28 protein-coding genes and 2 pseudogenes are annotated in these 22703 nt (G+C 62.6%); 21 read left to right on the plus strand and 9 right to left on the minus strand.

Annotated features, from left to right (window positions below; translation table 11 throughout):
• The first annotated feature begins 37 nt into the window (after positions 1-37).
• From QNJ43_RS23905 to QNJ43_RS23950, 10 genes and pseudogenes are all read left to right on the plus strand, one after another.
• Positions 38-721 (plus strand): hypothetical protein, encoded by a 684-nt coding sequence (locus QNJ43_RS23905; RefSeq protein WP_300473919.1) that lies wholly within the window; start codon positions 38-40, stop codon positions 719-721.
• Positions 722-894: 173 nt separating this feature from the next.
• On the plus strand, positions 895-1524 hold the full coding sequence (locus QNJ43_RS23910) for a hypothetical protein (protein ID WP_300473921.1): 630 nt from the start codon (positions 895-897) through the stop codon (positions 1522-1524).
• 290 nt (positions 1525-1814) lie between these two features.
• A complete protein-coding gene (locus QNJ43_RS23915; RefSeq protein WP_300473924.1) occupies positions 1815-2570 on the plus strand; it encodes a chemotaxis protein CheB in 756 nt (251 codons plus the stop codon).
• A complete protein-coding gene (locus QNJ43_RS23920; RefSeq protein ID WP_300473926.1) occupies positions 2567-2908 on the plus strand; it encodes an Hpt domain-containing protein in 342 nt (113 codons plus the stop codon). Before QNJ43_RS23915 ends, QNJ43_RS23920 begins: the two co-directional genes overlap by 4 nt.
• Positions 2909-3389: 481 nt before the next feature.
• Positions 3390-4322: pseudogene (locus QNJ43_RS23925) on the plus strand (TAXI family TRAP transporter solute-binding subunit).
• A 442-nt stretch (positions 4323-4764) separates the two neighbouring features.
• Complete coding sequence (locus QNJ43_RS23930) at positions 4765-5244, plus strand: hypothetical protein (RefSeq protein ID WP_300473928.1); 480 nt, start codon at positions 4765-4767, stop codon at positions 5242-5244.
• 12 nt (positions 5245-5256) lie between these two features.
• Positions 5257-6831 carry a TRAP transporter fused permease subunit gene (locus QNJ43_RS23935; RefSeq protein WP_300473931.1) on the plus strand — a complete coding sequence of 525 codons (1575 nt, stop codon included), beginning with the start codon at positions 5257-5259 and terminating at the stop codon, positions 6829-6831.
• Positions 6832-6848: 17 nt separating this feature from the next.
• Positions 6849-7082 (plus strand): hypothetical protein, encoded by a 234-nt coding sequence (locus QNJ43_RS23940; protein ID WP_300473933.1) that lies wholly within the window; start codon positions 6849-6851, stop codon positions 7080-7082.
• Positions 7079-7537 carry a hypothetical protein gene (locus QNJ43_RS23945; protein WP_300473936.1) on the plus strand — a complete coding sequence of 153 codons (459 nt, stop codon included), beginning with the start codon at positions 7079-7081 and terminating at the stop codon, positions 7535-7537. Before QNJ43_RS23940 ends, QNJ43_RS23945 begins: the two co-directional genes overlap by 4 nt.
• Positions 7538-7666: 129 nt before the next feature.
• Positions 7667-8470, plus strand: a complete 804-nt coding sequence (locus QNJ43_RS23950) for a creatininase family protein (protein ID WP_300473940.1) — start codon at positions 7667-7669, stop codon at positions 8468-8470.
• Positions 8471-8774: 304 nt separating this feature from the next.
• Here the strand turns inward: QNJ43_RS23950 and QNJ43_RS23955 are convergent, their stop codons facing one another.
• The 6 genes from QNJ43_RS23955 to QNJ43_RS23980 all read right to left on the minus strand — a co-directional run bounded on the left by QNJ43_RS23955 (position 8775) and on the right by QNJ43_RS23980 (position 12591).
• Complete coding sequence (locus QNJ43_RS23955; protein WP_300473942.1) at positions 8775-9527, minus strand: M20/M25/M40 family metallo-hydrolase; 753 nt, start codon at positions 9525-9527, stop codon at positions 8775-8777.
• Positions 9469-9798, minus strand: coding sequence for a hypothetical protein (locus QNJ43_RS23960; protein ID WP_300473997.1), 330 nt, complete (start codon positions 9796-9798; stop codon positions 9469-9471). Before QNJ43_RS23960 ends, QNJ43_RS23955 begins: the two co-directional genes overlap by 59 nt.
• Positions 9799-9879: 81 nt before the next feature.
• Positions 9880-11679, minus strand: coding sequence for an aldolase/citrate lyase family protein (locus QNJ43_RS23965; protein ID WP_300473945.1), 1800 nt, complete (start codon positions 11677-11679; stop codon positions 9880-9882).
• Positions 11676-11867, minus strand: coding sequence for a hypothetical protein (locus tag QNJ43_RS23970; RefSeq protein ID WP_300473947.1), 192 nt, complete (start codon positions 11865-11867; stop codon positions 11676-11678). The genes QNJ43_RS23965 and QNJ43_RS23970 overlap by 4 nt, the downstream gene beginning before the upstream one ends.
• 136 nt (positions 11868-12003) lie before the next feature.
• A complete protein-coding gene (locus QNJ43_RS23975; RefSeq protein ID WP_300473949.1) occupies positions 12004-12306 on the minus strand; it encodes a hypothetical protein in 303 nt (100 codons plus the stop codon).
• Positions 12307-12378: 72 nt separating this feature from the next.
• The gene (locus QNJ43_RS23980; RefSeq protein ID WP_300473952.1) at positions 12379-12591 is read right to left on the minus strand and encodes a hypothetical protein; all 213 of its coding nucleotides are present in this window, start codon (positions 12589-12591) and stop codon (positions 12379-12381) included.
• 107 nt (positions 12592-12698) lie between these two features.
• On the opposite strand from QNJ43_RS23980, the gene QNJ43_RS23985 reads away from it, so the two are divergent.
• The 7 genes from QNJ43_RS23985 (at position 12699) to QNJ43_RS24015 (ending at position 18526) form a co-directional block, all read left to right on the plus strand.
• Entirely contained in the window at positions 12699-13640 is a 942-nt protein-coding gene (locus tag QNJ43_RS23985) for a LysR family transcriptional regulator (protein WP_300473955.1), read from the plus strand.
• A 230-nt stretch (positions 13641-13870) separates the two neighbouring features.
• Positions 13871-14920, plus strand: a complete 1050-nt coding sequence (gene pyrC, locus QNJ43_RS23990; RefSeq protein WP_300473956.1) for a dihydroorotase — start codon at positions 13871-13873, stop codon at positions 14918-14920.
• A gap of 500 nt (positions 14921-15420) precedes the next feature.
• Positions 15421-15843, plus strand: coding sequence for an Ldh family oxidoreductase (locus tag QNJ43_RS23995; protein ID WP_300473959.1), 423 nt, complete (start codon positions 15421-15423; stop codon positions 15841-15843).
• Positions 15819-17237: an Ldh family oxidoreductase gene (locus QNJ43_RS24000; RefSeq protein WP_300473961.1), complete on the plus strand. Its 1419-nt coding sequence runs from the start codon at positions 15819-15821 to the stop codon at positions 17235-17237. Before QNJ43_RS23995 ends, QNJ43_RS24000 begins: the two co-directional genes overlap by 25 nt.
• Positions 17238-17302: 65 nt before the next feature.
• The gene (locus QNJ43_RS24005) at positions 17303-17506 is read left to right on the plus strand and encodes a hypothetical protein (protein ID WP_300473964.1); all 204 of its coding nucleotides are present in this window, start codon (positions 17303-17305) and stop codon (positions 17504-17506) included.
• Positions 17503-18279, plus strand: a complete 777-nt coding sequence (locus tag QNJ43_RS24010) for an aminotransferase class I/II-fold pyridoxal phosphate-dependent enzyme (protein WP_300473967.1) — start codon at positions 17503-17505, stop codon at positions 18277-18279. The genes QNJ43_RS24005 and QNJ43_RS24010 overlap by 4 nt, the downstream gene beginning before the upstream one ends.
• A 13-nt stretch (positions 18280-18292) precedes the next feature.
• Complete coding sequence (locus QNJ43_RS24015; protein ID WP_300473970.1) at positions 18293-18526, plus strand: hypothetical protein; 234 nt, start codon at positions 18293-18295, stop codon at positions 18524-18526.
• A gap of 36 nt (positions 18527-18562) precedes the next feature.
• Here the strand turns inward: QNJ43_RS24015 and QNJ43_RS24020 are convergent, their stop codons facing one another.
• The 3 genes from QNJ43_RS24020 to QNJ43_RS24030 form a co-directional block, all read right to left on the minus strand.
• Positions 18563-19360, minus strand: a complete 798-nt coding sequence (locus tag QNJ43_RS24020; RefSeq protein ID WP_300473973.1) for an alpha/beta hydrolase — start codon at positions 19358-19360, stop codon at positions 18563-18565.
• Positions 19361-19573: 213 nt separating this feature from the next.
• Positions 19574-19702: a hypothetical protein gene (locus QNJ43_RS24025; RefSeq protein ID WP_300473975.1), complete on the minus strand. Its 129-nt coding sequence runs from the start codon at positions 19700-19702 to the stop codon at positions 19574-19576.
• On the minus strand, positions 19702-20469 hold the full coding sequence (locus QNJ43_RS24030) for a LysR family transcriptional regulator (protein WP_300473979.1): 768 nt from the start codon (positions 20467-20469) through the stop codon (positions 19702-19704). The genes QNJ43_RS24025 and QNJ43_RS24030 overlap by 1 nt, the downstream gene beginning before the upstream one ends.
• Before the next feature lie 262 nt (positions 20470-20731).
• On the opposite strand from QNJ43_RS24030, the gene QNJ43_RS24035 reads away from it, so the two are divergent.
• The 4 genes and pseudogenes from QNJ43_RS24035 to QNJ43_RS24050 all read left to right on the plus strand — a co-directional run.
• On the plus strand, positions 20732-21109 hold the full coding sequence (locus QNJ43_RS24035; RefSeq protein ID WP_300473982.1) for a hypothetical protein: 378 nt from the start codon (positions 20732-20734) through the stop codon (positions 21107-21109).
• 89 nt (positions 21110-21198) lie between these two features.
• Entirely contained in the window at positions 21199-21624 is a 426-nt protein-coding gene (locus QNJ43_RS24040) for a DoxX family protein (protein WP_300473985.1), read from the plus strand.
• A gap of 91 nt (positions 21625-21715) precedes the next feature.
• Positions 21716-22471: a 4,5-DOPA dioxygenase extradiol gene (ygiD, locus tag QNJ43_RS24045; protein ID WP_300473988.1), complete on the plus strand. Its 756-nt coding sequence runs from the start codon at positions 21716-21718 to the stop codon at positions 22469-22471.
• A 79-nt stretch (positions 22472-22550) separates the two neighbouring features.
• Positions 22551-22703 (plus strand): annotated as a pseudogene (locus QNJ43_RS24050) (glutathione S-transferase family protein); the annotation flags it as partial.

Raw genomic sequence — 22703 nt, forward strand, 5'->3', positions numbered from 1 at the left:
TGTCGTCGAAACCGCGGCACCCACCCCGGCTGAAGTCATGTCGACTCCGCCCATTGGCGACACTGCCTCTCCCGATCTGGACGAGACTGGTGCTGCGCCGACCATCAGCGCCGCGGAAATGGCGCCCGCTCCCTTCTCCGTCCCGGCCCCCCCGGTGGGTACGCAAGCAGCTTCTACCAAACCGACGAGCCCGCAAGATCCACTCGTCCTGTCCGTCGCCGATGTTTCCGGCACCGAGGACAGCGCCATTGCGCTCGACATCGCCGTGACCTCGCCCGATGCGATGAGCGTCGTCATTACCGGGGTGCCGGAAGGCGCGACCTTGTCCGTAGGCCTCGACAATAGCGATGGCACATGGATGCTCACGCCAGAAGAACTCTTCGGACTGACGCTCACTCCGCCCGAAGCCTTCAATGGCGAGATCGATCTAACCGTCACCGCAACCGCGGTCGACGGGACGGACGTCGCGTCTGTCACCGATGGTTTCACCGTCTTCGTGGAGGCAGAGGGCGGCGGAAGCGGGGGCTATGTCCGATACCCGCCCGGTCTCAAGATTGCAGGCATTCCGATAACGATCATCGCCGCCGTGCCCGATCCGCACCTGGTGACCATCTCCGGGCATCCTCCCGGCGCCATATTCTCTGCCGGTGAGGACAATGGCGACGGCACATGGACCCTCCTTGCGGAGGAAATGGAAGGGTGTCGTTCGCCCCCCCGCTGATTTCACGGGTGAAGTTTCGTTATCCGTTTCCATGAGCTCAATCGATGGAAACGTGACGGCTGCGGACTCCGCAAGGTTCCACTATGCGCGGGGATAAGCCGGTCACGACACCCGAGCCTGCGACCGAGGGGATGCCCGAGAATACCCCTCACGTATCCACCGAGGCGGACGGCGTGATCATTGAAAACACGGCCGCGGCATTCGACATCGACCTCGGTGCCGTTTCGCCATCCGACGTGGCTGACATCACCGTGTCCGGGCTTACCGACAGAATGAAGTTCTCCGCCGGCAAGGACAACGGCGATGGCTCCTGGAAGCTGGCTGCGGAAGATCTCGACGGCCTGACCCTGACCGCGACGGACCCGGGCCCGACCGTGCTTCAGGTGCAAATTTCCGTCCGCGATGCCAAGGTCTCAACAAGCACGACCTCGTCTTTCGACGTGTCCGTCAAAGTTCTCAACGTCGCCGAGGCACCGGGCCTGTCGGTTCGGCTCGGCGGCGGCGCCCTGGAGGAAGCGGAGACTCCCCTGACCATTCAGCTCAGCGACCTCACGGCGACGGAAATGGTGGCGATCACGATCGACGGTGTCGGGAACGACGACGAGTTGACTGCCGGCACGCTCAATCCGGATGGGAGCTACACGCTCGATCTCGAAGATCTGGTGGGGCTGGCCATCATTCCGCACTCAAGCGCGGACCTTGATCTGACGATCGTCGCGAACGTTACGGATACGACGACGGACACGATGGCGTCCGTCAGCGATACGGTTCACGTCGCCGTCATACCGGACATGCTGACTTGAACGCCAACGCCGCTCGCCCCGTCCCACCCCATGTCGGGTGAACACTTTCGAACCTGGGATCCATCGGATGACGGCAACGACGCCTTTGACGGACACAACACCAGAACGGGTGAGCAACGGCGTACGCTTGCTGATCTGCGACGATTCCATCTACATGCGGATGGCGATCCGCACCTTGTGCGAAGCGCATAAGGACATTCAGATCATCGGCGGGGCGAAAAGCGACGAAGAGGCCATAAAGCTCGTCACGAGCCTGAAGCCCGACGTGGTCACACGCGCATCAGGTTCCCATGATCATCTTGAGTGGCCTGACGCAGCGCCGAAGCGAGCTTGCCGGACGGTTCCTGGAAAGCGGCGCGGTCGACGTCATCTGGAAATCCGTCTCGATGATGGACATCGACGGCATCGCCAACACGATCATCGAAAAGGTCCTGTTCTGGGGGCATCCGGTGAAGGTGAGCGACCTGCCCGAGCCGGAGGAGCCGGACATCAGCCCCTATGATGTGGTGATGCTCACCTTTGGCGATGGCAGGGCTTATGCCTTGATGCACACCTTGTGCGAATTGCCGCCGACGATGCCGCCCGTAGTTGTCGCTGCCCAGGCGCCGACGGCATGCATCAATGGGCTCGTGCGGGTGATAGGTCGGATGACCGGCCGGCGGGTCGTCGCGGCCAGCGAGGATCGCCCCCTGGAGCCGGGGCAGATCGTACTCGTGGCTGGAGCCACGCGGTACCAGCTCGTTCAGAATGGCGACACGTTCGCGCTGGGAAAGACGACAGCCGTGCTAACCCATGGCGCGATCTTCGACCCCCTGTACCGGGGGTTCGTCCGTGCCGGGCGGAACGTGTTGTGTATCGCGCTGTCCGGCACGTCGGTCGATTGGAAGCATGCCGAGCCGCCGCATCCGGAACGGACCCAGCTTCTGGTTCAGACACCGCAGACCTGCACGGATCCGGACGGCTGCCGCAGTCTGATCGACACTGTCGACTTCGCGCAACCGGTCGGCTTTGCGACCTTGAGAAAGGCACTGAGGTTCCGATCATGAACGGGCTGCATGACGACGTCGCCCAGCAAATACAAGAACAGCTTCTGGAATTGCGACGGGAGTTCGTGGAAGGGCTTCCGCCGCGCTTGAAGGAAATCGGGGACCTCTGGGGCGACTATGCCCCGGACGGCGACCGGAAATCCGGCAAGGAACTGCTGTCGGCCATTCACAAGATCGCCGGAACCGCAACGATTTTCGGCGTCACGGATCTCGGGCAACTCGCGCGCAATCTCCAAATCGCGCTGGAAGATATCTTCGATGACATCGAGGTCGAGACGAATGAAAAATTCATCGCGGAAAATATCGACAGATTGATCAGCTACGACGTGAGGACATAGTCCCGCGACATCGTATGACGCGCTGACCGAAGGGCGCGCCGGGGAACGGCATGAAGTCTCCCCCGCCGATCCGGCACACGCGTCTCCGGCTTTCTCAACCATCGCATTTGATCAATCCCCCGTCCGAAATGGGCCCGGCAACGTTTCCAACAGGTCTGTGGGATATCCGCGGAAAACATTGGTCGCACCCTGTATATTTATTGGTAACTCAATTCTATTACGGTGGATAACCCGTTTTTCCGATATATATACATATCATTTTTGATAAAATCTGCCAATAAGATAAAAAACTATATTAATTATTCAGAAACTATTCTAAGTTTCACTGTTTAATTGAGAAAATCACATAGTGCATTAGCTTTTTTCACTTGATGAATTAATCCCCCGTTTCAGTATACTCCCATCGACGAGCGCAGGACATGAGCCAATCAAGGCCGGCTGTGCTCGCTGGCCCCATCGCTCCCACCAGGGATACAGAGACATGAACGTCAGATACATCCGCAAGACTTTCGGCAGCGGGAACATCGGCCGCAGGACTTTCGGCCTCGCCCTTGGCACCGCCCTCGCCACCTCCTTGCTCGCCGGCTCGGCCTCCGCGGCCTCCGATTACAAGGGAGTGAAGTTCCTCAACATCGCCACGGCGACGACCGGCGGATCCTTCTATCCCGCGGGCATCGCGATCTCGAAGGTCATCAACGACAACATCAAGGTTCGCGCCTCCGCCCAGTCCTCCGCCGGTTCCGTCGCGAACACCGATCTGCTGCGCAACAACGAGGCGAATGTTGGCATTCTCCAGAGCAAGATCGCCAAGGACGCGATCGCCGGTACGGGCGCCTTCAAGGATCAGGGGCAGCTGAAGCTCCAGGTTCTGATGCCCCTGTTCATCAACGCCGACCACATGATCATCAACACCGGCAGCGGCATCGACGACATCAAGGACGTCAAGGGCAAGCGCTGGGCGGTCGACCGTGTCGGCTCCGGCACGCTGTCCTCGGCCAAGGACATCCTGGAATCCTTCGGCATCACCTTCGACGATATCAAGCCGCAGTATATCGACCAGAGCGAAGCGCTCTCCGGCGTGCAGAACGGCATGATCGACGGCGCGGAGCTGACCTCGGGCGTGCCCTTCTCGCAGCTGACCGAAACCATGATGTCGGCCAACGGCAAGGTGAAGGTCCTCGACCTGACCCCGGAAGAGCAGCAGCAGATCGTCAAGGCGACCGGCTGAAAGATCCCCTTCACCATCCCGGCCAAGACCTATCTCGGCCAGGACAAGGACGTGCACACCGTCGCCCACATGTCGCTGGTGATGGTGCGTTCCGACTTCCCGCCGGACCTCGCCTATGACATCGTCTCCGCGCTCTTCGCGCACCTGCCTGAGCTGCAGCCATCCCACGGCGCGTTCAAGGCCTGAGGCCTGAAAAAGACCGCCGACGTGATCGACAACCTATCCCTGTCGATCAACCCCGGCACGAAGCGCTTCTTCGACGAACAGAAGTAGGTCCTTCCCGCCAGCATGTGCCGCCGACCAGCCTGAAGCTTTCCGGTCGGCGGCGACATGCTCAAGGGATCTATTTCGAGTGATTTTTCCGGGTTGAGGGCGACTTCGCCTGATCCCGGGACGCTCCGAGAAGACGTCCCTGCCACGTCGATATTTCGGGCTCCCCCGAAAGCGGCGCGGCAGCGGACGACCCGGTTCCGGCTCCCGCAAGAGCTCCGCCCCACACGGTGAGATCACCGTACAGCGGACGCATTCCTCCCCTTCGAGATGGCGGGGCAAGATGGCGGGGGCCTGCTTGTTTTCCAAAGAAAGGTCGATAGGCGTGCCCGAGATGGTTCGTGACTTCGTAAAGGGCGTGAGGCTTCCCAACGGCAGCGTCGGAGGGCGGAACCTGACAGGTGGTCAGGCTTTGCTCACCATTGTTCTCTGTCTTGTGTTTTCCGTCTTCGTCCTGGCGATCAACAGCGTCCTGCTGATGGACCAGATGCACCGCAGCGGCGTCTTCGTCGCGCTGTTGCTGGCAATCCTGTTCCTGCTGTTCCCCGCGACGCCGAAATCACCGCGTGACAGATTCACGACAATCGACTTCATCCTGGCGATCGCGGGTGCCGCGATCGGCCTCTACATCTATTTCCGCTATGAGACCTTCACCGGTGGCGCCTTCACAATATCGACGACGGACTATGTCTTCGCGATCGGCGCGATCCTGCTGGCGCTCGAAGCGGGACGCCGGTCCATCGGCATCTGGATGTCGCTGCTCTCCATCGTGTTCTTCGCCTATGCTCTGTTCGGCGAATATGTGCCCGGCCCGTTCGGTCACTTCCCCATCGCCTGAACCCGTCTGGCAATGCGGATGTACATGGTCGACGAGGGCATGTTCGGCCAGACACTGCAGGTCGCCCAGTCCTATATCAGGCTCTTCGTCATCTTCGACTCGTTCCTGACCGTCATCGGCGCGTCGGAAATGCTGACCAATCTCGGCCTGTGCGTGTCCGGCTCCTATACGGGCGGACCGGCGAAGGTGTCGGTGCTGGCGAGCGACCTGACCGGCATGCTGAGTGGCACGGCCGCCGCCAACGTGGCGACCACTGGCACGCTGACCATCCCGATGATGAAGCGCACCGACTTTTCGCCCGCCTTCGCAAGCGCGGTGGAATCCATCGCCTCCACGGGCGGCATGCTGATGCCGCCGATCATGGGCGCCGCCGCCTTTCTGATGGCCGACTTCACCCAGACCCCCTACTCCACCATCATGCTGGCCGCCGTGCTGCCGGCGCCCTTCTATTACGGCTCACTGCTCTTCGTCGTGCATCCGCGCGCCGTGCGGCAGGGGATCTCGGGGCTGCCGAAGTCGGAAATCCCGAATTTCCTGACGGTCATCAAGACGCGCGGCCACCTGCTGCTGCCGATCATCGTCTTCGTCTACCTGCTGATGTCCGGCAGCACGCCGACCTATTCGGCGGTTCTGTCGATCGGCGTGGCGATTGCCGCAAGTTTCCTGCGCCGCAACACGTGGATGACACCGCGCAAGTTACTCGACGCGCTGGTGCTGGGCGCGATCGCGACGGTCGCCGTGGGCACGGCGTGCCTGGTGGCGGGCTTCATCGTCGGCGTCGTTTCCATGACTGGCGTGGCGCAGGTGCTGACGATGTATATCGACACCCTGTCGGGCGGCTACCTATTCCCTGCCCTGTTTATCACGACCTTCGCCGCCATTCTGCTGAGCTGCGCGCTGCCGGCGACCGCCGTCTACATCGTCGCCGCGGTGACCGTCGCCCCGGTGCTGGTGGCGATGGGGGCGGACCTCTTGTCGGCCCACTTCTTCGTCTTCTACTTCGGCGTCCTATCGAACATCACGCCGCCGATCGCCATCGCCTGCTTCACGGCCGCCGGCATCGCGGCGGAAGGGTCGATGAAGATCGCCCTGCATTCGCTGCGGCTCGCGCTGCCGGCTTTCATCCTGCCGTTCGTGCTGATCTACCACCCAGCTCTTTTGATGATCAACGCGCAGCCGCTGAACGTGGTCGAGATCGCCGTGATCGTTGCCTTCGGCACCGCCTGCTATGTGATCGCCGCCGAAGGCGTTCTGGTCACCCGCCTGGGCGTTCTCTCGCGGCTCACCTTCGGTGCGGTCGCGGTGCTTTGCCTCGTGATCCAGGACAATGCGATCGGCCTCGTGGCCTGCGTGCTGGCAGTCGTTCTCGGGGGGCGATCTACCTCCAGTCACACCGAGCAGCGCCCGTGGAAACGGAGATCGTGCCGACGACCCCGTGCACGAAAGAGGCCTAGGACACCCGATCTTCAAAGTCGCCAGCGTCCGGTTTCGGATGCCGGCGCGAATGCCCGGTTCGTAGCGGCTTCGCCCGCACCTCGTCGCGACATGGATGGTGAACCACGCCGCCGCGGCATTCTTTTCAAGTGATCGGAAAGGATCTCGCAATGAAAGCCGTATCCCTTTACAGCCCCTACGCCTGGCGTGGCCGTATCGGGCTGGTCGTGCCGTCCACCAACACGGTCAACGAGCCCGAATTCTACCGCATGGCGCCGGAAGGCATCGGCATCTACACCGCCCACGCGCTGCTGCTGGGCGCCGCCTCACACGACAGCTACAACGCGATGAAGAGAACATCGCCATCGCCGCAAAGCAGCTTGCGACGACCGAGGTTGACGTGATCGCCTTCGGCTGCACCTCCGGCAGCTTCATCTGCCCGGGCGACAGGATCGAGCGCACCATGCACGAGGCGACGGGTGCCCCGGCGGTGACGACCGCCTATTCCGTGCTCGCCGCCCTTAAGCACATGGGCATCACTAAGCTCTCCATGGGCACGCCCTATACCAACTTCGTCAACGAGGAGGAGATCGCCTTCCTCGCCAAGAACGGGATCGAGGTGGTGAAGTTGCACAGCCTGCAGCTCGGCGAGACGCAGGAAGAGCGCCGCAGCATCGGCCGCGTGCCGCCAGAAGCCGCCTATCGCATGTGCCGGATGATCGACCATCCGGATGCGCAGGCGATCTTCCTGAGCTGCACCAATCTCGCGACCATCGAGATCATCGAGGAGCTGGAGCGCGATCTCGGCAAGCCGGTGACACCTCCAATCAGGCGACCTTCTGGCGTTGCCTGCAGATGATCGGCGACCGCCAGCCGATCGAAGGTTACGGCCGACTACTCGCCGAGCCCCGCGAACCGGCGACCTTCACGCCGAGCCAACCCGCCGCAGCCGCCGAATAATCACTTTCAACGAAAAGTCCTGCCTGACATGCGTATGGAATTGCAGCCCTATTCGGCGATCGCCGAATACCTGAAGAAAGAGCACACGATCCTCATCCCCGTGGGCGCGGCGGAACAGTACGGCCCACACCTGGCGACCGGCACGGAACTGAAGATCGTGGAACAGATCGCGCGCGATGCGGGCGAGAAGAACGGTTTCGCCGTGACGCCGGTCATCCCCTTCAACTACTCCCACATGTTCCTCGACTATCCCGGCACAATGTCGATCAACACGAAAACGGTCGAGAATTATGTGAGCCAGATGGCGCACGGTCTCGCCAAGCAGGGCTTCCGCCACTTCCTGTTCGTCAACATCCATGCCGGTTCGCTCGGGCCGCTTGAGAGCGTGAGCCGCTCGCTGCGCGCCAAGTGGGGCTGCGTCGGCGGCCTGATCGACGTTTTCTCCATCATGCGCGACGTGGCCGAGGTCACGTACGAGATCAAGCAGCTCCCGACCGGCCATGCCTCGGAGGTGGTGACCTCGGTGGCGCTGCACATGGCGCCGGAGATGATGTTCATGGACCGCGCGGTCGCCCCGCCGGTGCTACGTCCCTTCGTCGACAGCGTGCGCACTGTCTCCAGCAGCAAGGTCGCGCTAGGCGCCTCCACCTTCCAGGTCTTCAGCGACATTTCCGACTACACGCCGCTCGGCATGCAGGGCGATCCGTCCGCCGCCACCGCCGAGAAGAGCAAGGTGATCTACGAGAGCGCCCTTAACTACATCGCGGAAGCTGCGACCAAGTTCTCCGGGATGATTCTCGATCCGAAACTGGCCGCAGAGGCTGCGGAATAAAAGCGTTCCCCCGGCCCCCTTCGGGTTCGGCCGGGGACATGCGAACAGACAAAAGAAAGGGGGCCCAGCGGCCCACTTTTAAGTTTTCAGCGCTGTCTCTTCGCAGACCACGTGCAGGCTAGATCTGCTCCCTCTCGCGAGAGGAAAGGATTGGGGTGAGAGGTGTCGGGCTCTCGTGGATACGGAGAGCACGTCCCCATCACCGGGCGCATACGCGCTGACCTCTCCCCATCGGAGAGGAGCTTGCGTTCCGGACACAACCGAGGATCAGAATATGAAACGCTCCTGATCCCTCAGGATGCCCCTAAGGTTGCGGCCAGGCGATAGCCGGATTGGCGAAGAGCGCGACGAGGGCGGCGAGGCCTGCGTCGAAGTCTTCCAGCTCCATGTGTTCATCCGGGTTGTGGCTACCGTTCTCGTTGCGCAGAAACAGCATCACGGACGGGACACCGGCAAGGGCGAAGGTCCCGGCCTCGCTCGCCATCACCCGCGAAGGCACCTTCGCGCTTTCGCAGGCCGCGCTCATCATCGCCACGAGACGTTCGTCCATGAGCGCGGGCGTACTGCCCGATTTCTCGCCCCACTCGAAGCACGTTCCGGTCTCTTCGGCGATCGCGCCCGCCGTGGTCATCAGCTCGCGCTCGAAGCGCTCGAGCGTTTCCACCTCGGCCGAACGCATGTCGAGACAGAGATCGACGTGACCCGACACTTTCGAAAAGGAATGCTGCTCGGGATCGGTTCCGATCTTGCCGAAGGTGACGACGAGATCGCCGCCGTCCTGCTCGATCCGATCCCAGATCTTCGAGGCTTTCGTGATCAGCTTGGCGCTCGCCTGAACCGCATCGCGGCGCAGCTTCTGGGGCATGGCGCCGGAATGCGAATATTCGCCGATGCAGCGCGCGTCACGATAGCGGAAGCTGCCGCGGATACCGCTGACGACGCCGAGCGGAAGTCCTTTGCTCAGGAGTGCCGGGGCCTGTTCGATATGCGGCTCCAGATTAGGCGACGATGGTCGCAGGATCGAGAAAGGTCTTGCCGCGTGCAACAGCCGCCGCATCGAAGCCGGAAGCGTCGATATGCGCGCCGAGCATTTCCCCGTCATCCGACCGTGTGACGCTGGTCAGCACGTCCGGATCAAGCAGGTCGAGCGCCATCTTGGAGCCGATATAGCTGTGCGGGAACCAGCAGCTTTCCTCCGCGCGCAGGCAGGCAACCGTCAGGTCGAAGGGCGGACGGGTTCCGCTCTCGGCAAAGTGGCGCTGGAGGGCCACGCCGAGGATCACGCCGACCGCACCATCGTAGTTGCTGCCGTGGGGCACGGAATCCAGATGCGATCCGAGAGATCGGCCAGCATCTGGTGGCCCAGACTGGCGGCCGAGCTCAACGGGTCAAACATGTTCGAGCTTGCCTCAGGCACGACCGCCGACCTTGCGCAGTGCGCGGGCAGCGTTGATGACCATGGCCGCGTCGTTCTGGTAGGGGATCCAGCGCGCGTCCTTCTCGAACCACTTCGCCGCCATGTCCGGGTTCTGTGCGGAAAGCTCGAACTCGACGCCCACCTCACGGCACTTGGCGAAGACTTCTTCGTAGGCTTCCAGCAGCACCGGGGCCTGCATGTCGCCCGGCACGCCCAAATCCTGCGAAAAATCGTCGAAGCCGATCATGATGCAGTCGAGGCCGTCGACCTTCAGAATCTCGTCGAGATTGTCAATCGACTTGCGGGTCTCGGCCATGGCGATGCTCAGCGTCTCAGCATTGAGGTGCGAGATGATCTCGTTTGCCGGAGCGACTGCGTAGTCCGTGTGGGGGCCCTTGAGGTTCATCGGGCGATTGCCGCGCGGATAGTACTTGGTCGCGGTGATGATCGCGTCGAGCTGTTCGGCGGTGTCGATGGAGAGAAGCAGCAGGCCCTGCGCACCCGCATCGAGCGGGCGGGTCAGGCCATGCGGCTTCATGGTGCCCACCGGACGCACGATCGGCGTCAGGCCGCATTCGCGCGCCAGCATGGCGAGGCGGCCGACCGTCTCGAACGAGAAATCGGTGTGCTCCATCTCAATGATGACGAAGTCGAAGCCGGCGGAGGCCAGGATCTTGACCACGCGCGGATGCGGGCAAAGCGTGATCCAGGTGCCGAAACCGGGCTTGCCTTCGCGCCACAGCGCCTTCAGGAGATTGCTCTTGATCATTTCAGGTACTTTCAAGGTGGGGGAGACGAAAGGACAAAAGGACGGATCACGCCCCGTGCGGCATTCGTCCCAGACGGTGGGGTTCACCAGATATTCGGGGCGCCGGCCGTTCAGCACGTCGACCACAGCGCCCGCGACCTGTAACGCGGTCCGACACATGGCCTCTTTCGTGGCGCCGCCGATATGGTGAGACAGCAGAACGCCCTCGCAGGCCGTATAGGGGTGGTCGGCGGGGAGAGGCTCGGTGTCGAAGACATCCATCGCGGCACCGCGCAGATGGCCAGAATTGACCGCCGCAATCAGCGCTTCGGTATCGACGAGCGCGCCGCGCGCGGTGTTGATGAGGACCGCGCCCTTCTTCATCGCGGCAAGGCGCCCGGCATCGAAGCTGCCGCGCGTGCGATCGTTCAGCACCTGGTGCAGGGAGACGAAATCCGCCTCGCCGAGGGCTATATTGATATCGGGCGCGGGCACGAAACCGGCGGCCTCGATATCGGCAGCGGGCACGCTCGGTGAATGGACGAGGACGCGCATACCGAAGGCGGCGGATGCAATCTCGGCCGTCCGGCGGCCGATGCGGTCGAAACCGACGATCAGTAGCGTGGTCTCGTTCAGTTCCCGTAAATCGCGGGTGTAGCGATAGTCGAAGCGGCCCTCGCAGACCGCGCTGTCGGCCTCGCGCACCCCCTTGGAGATCGCCATCATGTGCGCGATCACGAGTTCAGCGACCAACTGCACATTGCCGTAGGAGGTGAATGCCACGGGCAGGCCGATCGACGTCGCATAGTCCACGTCGACCGGGTCGACGCCGATGCCGTGATTGCCGATAACCTGGAGCTTTTCCGCGCCCTGCATGGCCGCAGGATTGAGCCCGGCATTGCGGGTGATCGCGGCATCCATGTCGACGATTTCGCGGGCGACCGTCTCCATGTCGTGGGCACTGGCGTGAACCACCTCGATGCCGGCCTCCTCCAGCAGTTTTTCACCGGCAGGATGGATCGGCTGGATGATCAGGCACTTCATGCCACGGCTTCCTTCTTTTCTGATTTTTCGACCTGCGTCGCGAGGGCGACCGCCTCCTCGCAACCGACGAACTGGCCGCGCGCCTTGGGAATGAATTCGAGGAACTGGCAATAACGCTTCAGCCAGTCCGGCTTTCCGAAGGATGCGGTGTGGAACAGGCAATGGACGGACCTGCGCCCGATCCTCACGCTCCGCACGATCGAGGATCGTGTTCCAGATGCGCTTCAGGTTATCGAGCTCGGACATCTCCACATGCAGGATGTTGCCGTAAACGGAGCCCTCGCCGTCGGAGCCCATCGGCACCTCGACGACGGACGAGGCGGACTAACCCGACCAGTCGGCGCGCGGATCCTCGGGCAGATAGGAGGCCGACAGCGGCGCCTTCGTCCACACCGCCTCGTGCTCGGGGAAATTCATGCCCGAGCAGCAGGAGAAGTCGGCATAGATCTCGTACTTGGCCAGTACCTCGTTCATAAACGGCGCATAGGCATAATGCCCGCCGCGATAGGCCACGGGGCGCAGCCCCGCATTGGAAAGGCGCTCGTAACAGTCGTGGAAAACCGTCTCGATGTGCTCGCGTTCCCCGAAACGCGTCTCCTCGCCCTTGATCTCCTCGTGCAGATGCACGGCGATCTCGGCACCGCCGGAAATCGCATAGCTGTAGACGTCGAGGATCTCGCCTTCATAGAGGCCGCTTCGTCAGTAGGTGCCCGAGTGCGGCGTCAGCAGGAACTTGCCGTCGGTCATGTTGCGCAGCATGCCGGCAATATGGCGGGTGTCGCTGGTCGACTGCGGCACGTCGGGCGGATCTACCTTGAAGTTCCTTCCGGGATCGAACGGCGCGAAAGTCAGCCAGTTTACGTCGATGACGGGAACGACATAGATGCGGGTTTCGGCGTCTTGCCAACTCATGTGCGACCTTCTATTTCCTCTGCGCTCGTTTGGCCGTTTTTTTCAGGAAAGGAAGCATGCAAGTGGGCTATTGCTCAGGCAAATCGATTAATGTAATCAATTAATTGATGAGTGCGAAGAATGTGACACTGCGCGAATTGCGCTGCTTCGTTGCCGTTGCGGACAAGGGGAGCTTTGTTCGCGCGGCTTCTGTCGTTGCCCTGTCGCAGCCCGCCCTGAGCCAAAGCATTCGGCAACTGGAGGAAAAGGTCGGCGGCTCGCTTTTCATCCACACGACCCGCAGCGTCAATCTCACGCCGCTCGACCTCAGCCTGCTCGCCAACGCGCGCCATCTGCTCCATCGTTTCGACGGGCTGATGGACGACCTCGATGACATAATCAAGCATCGTCGCGGACACGTCACCATCGCCTGCCTGCCGTCTATCGCCTCCCGGCTGATGCCGCGGGTGGCCAAGGTCAACGACGAGATGCATCCCGGTGTCCATATCTCGATCCGGGATTCCAACATGCGCGGCGTCACCTCGATGCTGCTGTCGGGCGAGGCGGATCTCGGCATCGGCGGGCTTGCCGCCGATCACGCGGATCTGAGTTCGGCAGTCATCGCGCATGACACGTTTCACACGGTGGTGCCCGTCACCCATCCCCTGTCGCGCCGCCGCACGCTGACCTGGAAGGACTTGACGGCGACGCCCTTCGTCGCCATGACCTACGAATCCGGCGTGCGCGAGCTGATCGACCGGGCGATGGAGGAAGCGGGGCTCAAGCTCTCCACCATCACCGAGGTGACCAGCGTTTCCACGTTGATGGGCATGATCGAGGAGGGCATCGGTGTTTCGGCACTGCCGAGCCTCGTCATCCCGCGCTCCAGCCAGTCCTTCATCCGGACCCGCCCGCTGACCGATCCGGTGCTGCAACGCACGATCCAGATCTACTGGAAGCACAGCCACGGCCTATCTCCCGCCGCGCAGGCGATCGTCGTGGCCCTCGTGCATGCGGTCGACAACGATTTAAACGGAAAGCACTTTCCGAGCGTGGAATGGGACCTGTAGGAGCTGAGGCGCGGGACGCTCGGCTGAGCCGTTTCCCCGCCGCCGCGCAACGCGCACCGTAGGTGCGGCGACAACCGACGGATGCCATCCGCATCAAAACTCTGGACAGGCAGGGTGCGGTTTGCTCAAAGCGCGGGAACGAACATCAGGGCGCCGGGCGACGTACCGGCCGACCCGTTTTCCCCGCGGCAGGACATAGTGGCGGGGCATCAAGCGCGAGAGAGGCAAACATGAGCGACCAGATCGAGATCATCCGCCCGGACGACTGGCATCTTCACCTGCGTGACGGCGCGATGCTCAAGGCGGTGGCGCCGATCAGCGCCGCGCTTTTCGGCCGGGCCATCATCATGCCGAATCTGGTAGCGCCGGTCAGGACGCTTGAGAATCTGCGCGCCTATCGCGGACGCATCGAGGCGGCGCTGCCTGAGGGAAGCACGTTCAAGCCGCTGATGACGCTCTATCTGACGGAGACGACCGATCCGACCGACGTGACGGAGGGAGCTGCAAGCGGCGAATTGACGGCGCTCAAGCTTTATCCGGCGGGTGCGACCACCAATTCTGATGTGGACGTCAAGGACATGACGCGCGTGCACACGGTGCTGGAGGCGATGCAGGAGGCGGGCGTACCGCTGCTGGTGCATGGCGAGGTCAACGACCCGGATGTCGACATCTTCGACCGCGAGGTCGTGTTCATCGAGCGCGTGCTGGCGCCGCTGCACCGCTATTTTCCGGCCTTACGCATCGTGATGGAGCACATCACCACCGAGGAGGGTGTCGCCTTCGTCAGTGAGAGCGACGAGAACATTGCCGCCACCATCACCCCGCAGCACCTGCTCATCAACCGCAGCGACATTTTCCGCGGTGGCATCCGGCCGCATTTCTACTGCCTGCCGATTGCCAAGCGCGAGAACCATCGCCTGGCGCTGCGCAAGGTCGCAACCTCCGGTAGCCCAAAGTTCTTCCTGGGCACCGATTCCGCGCCCCATCCTCTCGGCTCCAAGGAATGCGCCTGCGGCTGCGCCGGTATCTTCAACGCACCCGTCACCCTGCCCTACCTGGCGCAGGTCTTCGAGGAAGAGGGCGCGCTCGACAAGCTGGAGGCCTTCACCTCGCTGAACGGCTCGACCTTCTACCGACTGCCCGTCAACGAGGATCGCATCGTCCTTCGCCGCACCCCGCCTAACGAGACGATCTTCCAGCCGATCGATGCCGGTGCCGAGGGCCGCGTGGTGGTCTTCCGCACCGAGAAGCCGCTGAACTGGTCGGTGGCGAAGGCCTGACCGGGAAGACGCGACGGCGCGGAGCGGGACAGCATTCCCTCGTCTTGTGAGGCGCGGTTTCGTGCGCGCCTCACCTTTTCCATCCCGGCCGCAGCCCCCGTTCTCTCCTCCGTCATCCCCGACTTGATCGGGGATCCAATTCCCTTTCCACTCGGGCAGGCCCGTGCCGGCTCGCGCGATTCCCCATCCCGATCCCGCTCCGTGCCACCACCGCGTGCCTTGCCGCTTTGCGCTGCCAATGGATCCCCAATCAAGTCGGGGATGACGGATACGGAGATATCGAAGCGAACGCGGGCCATCATTGGTCGTCGAGCCCCCGCCGCTTACCCGCGAACCTGCGCCACTCCGGCCGCGACCCAATTCATTGGGAATTCCGAATAAAGCTTTCGATCGTTTGATTTGATGAATTCCCACTTCCCCTATCCAAGACGATACTGGATCGTCCGTGGGCTCTCCCGTCGCGCCCGGCTGACGACAAGGTCCCGATCAGAAGATCTGCCATGAGCGAGACAAGCGAGAACCGCACCACGCTGGCAGCCGAGACGTTGCGCGCCCATTGTCAGGCGTTGCCCGAAGCAGCGGGCGTCAGTGCCGGGGACGCAGCGCAGACGGTCGACGTGTTCCTGCAGGCGGAAATGATGGGCGAGGAATCGCACGGGCTGCGCCTGTTCTGCCAGATCGTGGAGCGCGTGCGCGCCGATGGCGACAAGGCAGAAACGAAAATCGAGATCCTGAAGGCGCGTCCCTCCGCCGAGCACTGGGATGCGGGACGCAGCCTCGGTCAGGTGACCCCCGCGCGCGCCATGACCCGCGCCGTAGAGATGGCGCGCGAGACCGGCGTCGGGCTCGTGTGGGCGTGCGCAACGGCAATTCGTTTACGTCGGCCAAATACGATCCCATGCTCGCCGCCGATGCCGGAATGATCGGCTGCGCCTTCACCAATACCAGCCCCAAGCTGATGCCGGCGCCGAGCGGCATCAAGCCGGTTCTCGGTAACAACTCCGTCGCCTATGGCGCACCGGCGGGCAAGTACGGCACCTTCGTGCTGGACATGGCCTGCACAGCCGCGGCGGTTGAAAAGATCGTCAAGGCGGCGGAGCGTAATGAGCCCATTCCCAAAGGCTGGGCCTATGACGAGAAGGGCGTAGAGACCGTTGATGCGAACGAGGCGCTCAAGTCGCTGTCGTTGCAATCCTTCGGCGGCTACAAGACCTTTCACCTTTCCACCGTGCACGAGATCCTGACCTCGGTTCTCGCCGCCGGTCAGCTCTTCGCTGGTGCCTCCACCGGGTTTCGACCCTATGAACACCTCCTTCACGATGCTCGCAATCGATGTCGAGACCTTCCGCCCGCGCGCCGAATTCGAGGCCGCGATGTAGGAGATGATCAACACGCTGAAGGAAGGGGCGAGCGGCATCTATTTTGCCGGCGAAAGATCCCAGGTCGAACGCGCCCGGCGCAGCCTCGACGGCGTCCCTGTCGTCAATTCCACGGTCGAGACCCTCAACGCGCTCGGCAGCGCCATCGACCGCTCGCTCTAACAAAAAGATCAGAAATCAGGAGATCACGCGTGGCCCGCTACACAAAGATCGGCGTCATCGGTTCTGGCAAGATCGGCGGGAACATCCTCTCGCACATCCACGCGGACGGAGAATTGAAACTGACCTTCGTGCTCGATCCTGTGGCCGATCCGGCTAACTGGGACGGCGTGCCCGCCGAGATCTTCGTGACCGATGCGGAGGCGGCTCTGGAGCGCCCCGTCGATCTCGTCATCGAGGCGGCGATGCCGAAAGTGCTGGCCGAACTTGCCCCGCGCTTTCTGCAAAGCGCCGCTTTCTGCGGCTTCAGCTGCACAACCTTCGCCGATCCCGCGATCGAACAGGCGGTGCGCGGCGCCTGCGAGAAGAGCGGTCATGTCTTTTTCGTGCCGCACGGCGCGATGCTGGCGCTCGACGGTATCGGTGACGGGCGCGCGCTTCTCGACAACGTCACGATCACGCCCACCAAGAGCGGACCGAGCCTCAGGCTCGACGCGGACGCCTCCGGCCTGCTCTTCGAAGGCTCGACGCGCAACGTCAACGTCCACGCGACCATCGCACTCGCAGGTATCGGCTTCGACAAGACGGTCAGCCGCGTCATCGCCGCGCCCGGTCAAGAGACGATGGAACACCATGTGGAGGTGAGCGGCACGGGCCTTCACTGGGATCTGAAAATTTCCTCGCGTTCGCTCGGTGGCGTCACCGGCGCCTACACGCCGCATTCCGCCATCGGCTCGATTCGGCGTCTTCTGGGAGGCAACGGGATCGTCGTCGCCTGACGATTCTCCTCTCCGATCAGGCTTTTTTATTTAGAGCTCAGGTTCACCCAGGTATCAGGTTCACAATGTACACCATCAAAGAAAAGTTCGATACGCTGAAGACCGACAACGCGCCCGGGCAGGAAGTTCGGCAAAAGTCGGTCGCCCTCGACGACCTGATGACGGGCGAGAAGCTCGAAGGCCGCAAGGTGGACTTCTCCCACGGCGACGTCCACGCCTTCGATCCGACGCCGGGCCGGGCTCCTTCGAGGTCTTTTCCAAAGGCGTGAAGGAAGGCGCGGCGCAGGCCTATACCGAATATCGCGGCAAGGCGGCCATCCGCGAGATGCTGGCGGATCGGCTGGCGACCTTCACCGGCGCGCCGGTTGAGGCGGGCAGCGAGATGATCCTCACACCGGGCAGCCAGGGCGCGCTGTTCCTCGCCATAGCCGCGACGGTGGCCGCAGGCGATAAGGTCGCCATCGTCCAGCCCAACTATTTCGCCAACCGCAAGCTCGTGCAGTTCTTCGACGGCGTCATCTGCCCGGTACAGCTCGACTATCTGGGCGGCAACGAGCACGCCGGTCTCGACCTTGATGAACTGGAGGGCGCGTTCAAGGCGGGGGCGAAGGTCTTCATCTTCTCCAATCCCTCCAACCCGACCGGCGCGATCTATTCGCCTGCCGAGATCCGCACCATCGCGGATCTTACCAGCAAGTACGGCGCAACGATCATCGTCGACCAGCTCTATTCGCGCCTGCACTACACCGACGGTGGCCCCTACACGCATCTGCGCACGCTGGCTGCTCCCGACAACGTGCTGACCATCATGGGCTCGTCCGAGACGGAATCCTTGAGCGGTTACCGCCTCGGGGTCGCGTTCGGATCGGCGGCGATCATTGAGCGCATGGAGCGGCTGCAGGCGATCGTCTCGCTCAGAGCTGCCGGTTACAACCAGTCGGTGTTCCGCACCTGGTTTGCCGAGCCCGACGGGCTGGATGGAGGAGCGCACCCGCCTGCATCAGGCGATTCGCGACGACCTGCTGGCCGCCTTCCGCTCTGACGAGAGCATCTCGGTGCGCACGCCCCAGGCGGGCAGCTATCTCTTTGCCAAGATCCCCGATCTTGCCGTCTTACCGATCGATTTCGTGAAGATCCTGCGCGTCCAAGCCGATGTCATCGTCACGCCGGGCAGCGAGTTCAGCCCGCATATACTCGACAGCATCCGGCTCAACTATTCGCAGGATCACAAGGCAGCGCTTGCAGCGGTGGAACGCATCGTGGCGCTCGCCGCATGCTACCGGAAATAGATCAGTCACTGCACCGGTGTGGTCCCGCTCGGATCTCTAGCCGAGGTCCGAGTCGTCGCCGACGAATTTCAGGATTTCCCGGGCCAGAGGTTCCGGGGAATGGATCGCCATGAAGTGCCCGTCTTCGAGAACGCAGAAGGTGGCGTTGCGCATCTTCTCGGCCAGCGGGGCGAGCGAGGCGGGCGGACGGTCGGCGTCGATGCTTCCGGCGATTACCAGCACCGGGCAGGTAACGCGGGCGATGTCTTCCTCGATATCCATGTCCGCGAGCATGCGCATGGTGGAGGCGAACCCGACCGGATCCTCTCCGATGCGCTGGGAGCGCGTGCGCACATACCGGTCCGGATCCCGCCTTCGCGATGCCGGATATCGACGGTCGAGGCCGCTGTCGACACCGGCGCGCGAGCCTTCGCGCTCAAGCAGATCGGCCCGGTCCAGCACCGCCTGCCACCGGTCCGCCGAAATGCCGGTGGACGGGGAGAGTGCCACGACCTTCAGGAACCTGTCCGGGAAATTGGCGGCCAGATGCAGCGCGACCGCGCCGCCGACGGCGCACCCCACCAGGATGACCGGCCCTTTCACTTGAAGCGCATCGAGAAGCCCGATCGCGTCAACACCGAAGTCGGGGATGGTGAAGGGAGTGCGCGGCTTTTCCGACAAGCCGGATCCGCGGCAGTCGTAACGCAGCACGCGGAATGTCGGGGTCAGCAGCGGAAGGAGATAATCCCAGCTATCCAGAGAGCCGCCCATTTCGTGAATAAGCAGCAGCGTCGTTTCCCCTTCATCCTCATCCTCGTAGTGCAGGGCAATCCGTCCGGTATCGATCCAGGACATGGAATTCTCCTCCATATCTCTTGCGGCAACAGCCGATCGGGCATGACGGACACCCCCCTAAACGAGAAGGGTGCAGGTGTCCGACGCTATGGGGTGATAGGCCCTGAAACGAAATCCGACATCCTACGCTGACGGGAATTTCGGAGCCGTTTTTCCTGTAAAAATAGGACGCTGTTCATTCCGTCCTTGCCGAAGGCGGAAGGAAGCCACGGCTCACAAGATATCGGCAGAATGGATGTCCTCTGCCGCAAAGTTGATCAGGGCGCGGACCTTGCGCGGCAGGGTGCGGCCTTCGAGATAGACGGCGCTGAGGCGACTGCTTTCGCCTTCGAAGCCCTCCATCAGGGGGACGAGCGCGCCCGAGGCGAGACCTCGCGCACCGCAAAGCGCGGGGCGTTGGCAATGCCCAGCCCGTCTGCGGCGAGCCCCGCGGCGGCACGCGCGGAGTTGACCTGAAGCCGTCCCTCTACATTGACGCTACTCTCATGGCCGTCGCGGCGGAACACCCAGCGGCGCGGCGAGTGCCTGTTGGTATTCACGATGCAGCTGTGCTTCAGCAGATCGTCCGGAGTTTCGGGCACGCCGTTTTGCTCGACATAGGCGGGGCTCGCAACGACGAGGCTTCGAAAGGTGCCGATCTTGCGCGCCTTGAGGGAGAGCATGTCGCTCTCGCCGACGCGGAAGGCCAGGTCGATGCCCTCGGTCGCCAGATCGACGTAGCGATCGTTCAGCCTGAGATCGAGTGTCAGGTCCGGATTTAGCCCGGCGAAGCGGCCGAGCATCGCCCCGACATAGATCTCGCCAAAGGTGACGGGGGCGGATATCCGGATCACGCCGGAAAAGCCGTGCGAGCTTTCGGCCACGTCGTTCAGCAGTTCGTCAAGATCGTCGAGCAAGGCGGGGGCGCGGGCCAGCAGATCCTCGCCCTCGGGCGTCAGGCCGACCCGGCGGGTTATACGCTGGAAGAGGCGGACGCCGAGGTGGGTTTCGAGCTCCGCCATATATTTCGACGTCAGGCGGTTGGACACCCCGAGCTGATCGGCCACCGCCGTGAAGAAGCCGGTCTGGGCCGTGGCGACGAAGGCCTTGAGTTCATCGACGATATCCATGGCAAGCCTATTGAGAACAATTCAGAGATAGTAATTCATTAACTTCGAAATTTTATGGAGACTGTGCAAGTCCTAGTTTCTTCTCCAGACAACGGGGCCGCCTGATGACGGCGAGACAAGAACAAGATAAATTAATATCGCAATCATCTGAAACGGCAATATCGACTCCGACCTCGCGGGCGCCATCGCCAAGACCTCCAACAATGTCGCCGCCTACGGCCGGGATGCGGATATCGCGTCTGCGGTTCGCAACGCGGATCTGGTGATCCTCGCCACGCCGTTCGGGGCGGCCGCCGATCTGGCCAAAAAGGTCGACTTCAACGGCAAGACGGTCGTCGACCTGTCGAACCCGATCACCGAGGACTTCTCCGGCCTGCTGGTCGGTCATGACACCTCGGCCGCCGAGGAGATCGCCAAGCTCTTTTCGGGTGCCACGGTCGTGAAGGCATTCAACACGATTTTCGCCCAGCATTATGCGGGCGCCCTGAAGGTCGGCGGATCTCCCATCCAGACGTTCGTGACCGCAGACGATGATGCCGCCAAGAAGACGGTGATTAAGCTTGCCAACGAGATGGGGCTTGAGGCCGTCAATGCCGGCCCGCTGAAGAAGCCCGTTACCTGGAGCCGCTCGGCTTCATGAACATCCAGTTCGGCTATGTCCTTGGCAAGGGCACCAACGTCGCCCCCGTCTAGCTCGCGGCCTGACACCAGAGGGCAAGGAGAAACGACATGAACACGCAGATATCTTCCGACTACGGCGCCTTCGTTCTTCGCATCGCCAGCGGCGTCCTCTTCATCGCCCACGGCCTGATGAAGGTGTTAATCTTCACGGTCCCCGGCACGATCGCCTTCTTTGAAAGCCTGGGCGTGCCCGGCTACTTCGCCTACCTGACGCTCTTTGCGGAGCTCGTCGGCGGTACGGCCCTGATCCTCGGGGTTTCGACACGGCTCGTCTCCGTCGCGGTCATGCCGGTCCTGATCGGCGCGACCTGGACCCATTCGAGCAACGGATGGAGCTTCACCAACACGGTTGGCGGCTGGGAATTCCCCCTGTTCTGGACCTTCGTCCAGGCAAGCCTCATCCTGATCGGTGGCGGTGCTTTCAGGCTCCGTCTGCCGATCCTGCAAAAGGCGCTCGGCCCGCAGTTCGCCTGAGCCCCACGGGTCGCCGCAAGGGCGACGGCTCCAACAACCTCTTGACGGATCGCCAAGGCGATCACGTCAACCTTCTGTGAAGGAGATCGGCATGAGCACTGCACACGACTTGAACAATCTGCGCGACCGCCTGTCGCCGTCCGACCGGATGCCGCTTGTCTTTCTCGGTCACGGCAGCCCGATGAACTCCATCGAGGACACGGCCTTCAGCCGCGCCTGGACGGATCTGGGCCGAAGCCTGCCCCACCCGGAAGCGATCCTGGTGGTTTCCGCCCACTGGATGACCCACGAGACCACGCTGGTCGACGTTTCCTCCACGCCGCGCACGATCCACGATTTCTACGGCTTCCCGGAACAGCTCTACGCTCAGACCTACCCTGCCCACGGCGATCCGAAGCTGGCGCGCGAAGTGGTTTCGCTCCTCGCCAGCCACCATGCGCAGGGCGATGAGAACTGGAGGCTCGACCACGGCGCCTGGACGGTTCTGAAGTACATGTACCCGAACGCGGACGTGCCGGTCTTTCAGGTCTCGATCGACATGAGCCAGGGGCTCGACTACCAGCTCGAGGTCGGCCGGGCGCTGGCGGACTTGCGTGATCGCGGGGTGCTGATCCTCGGATCCGGCAATATCGTGCACAATCTGCGTGCCATGCGCCCCGGCGGACGGCCGCAGGACTTCGCGCTCGAATTCGATGCGCTGTTTGCCGACCGGCTGACCGCGCGCGACTTCGACACGCTCGCGAACCCCGCGCAACTGGGCAACCTGCTGCGTATGGCCCATCCCTCGCTCGACCACTATCTGCCGGCCCGACCGTGGCAGGCGCCTCCGACAGCAAGGATGAGCTGACCTTCATGACCGATGCTATCGATCTCGGCCCGGTCTCCATGCGCTCCTGCGTCTTCCACGCAGCCTGAGGAGAGAACCGATGCTTGTAAACGGAAAATGGACCGAGGACTGGCAACCGGTTCAAGAGGCCGACGAGGACGGACGGTTCGTTCGCCGGATCTCAAGCTTCAGAAACTGGATCACGCCTGACGGCAGCGCCGGGCCGACTGGTGAGCCCGGCTTCAAGGCCGAA

Origin of the sequence: Breoghania sp., from assembly GCF_030066895.1 — a bacterium.
Classification (GTDB): Bacteria; Pseudomonadota; Alphaproteobacteria; order Rhizobiales; family Stappiaceae; genus Breoghania.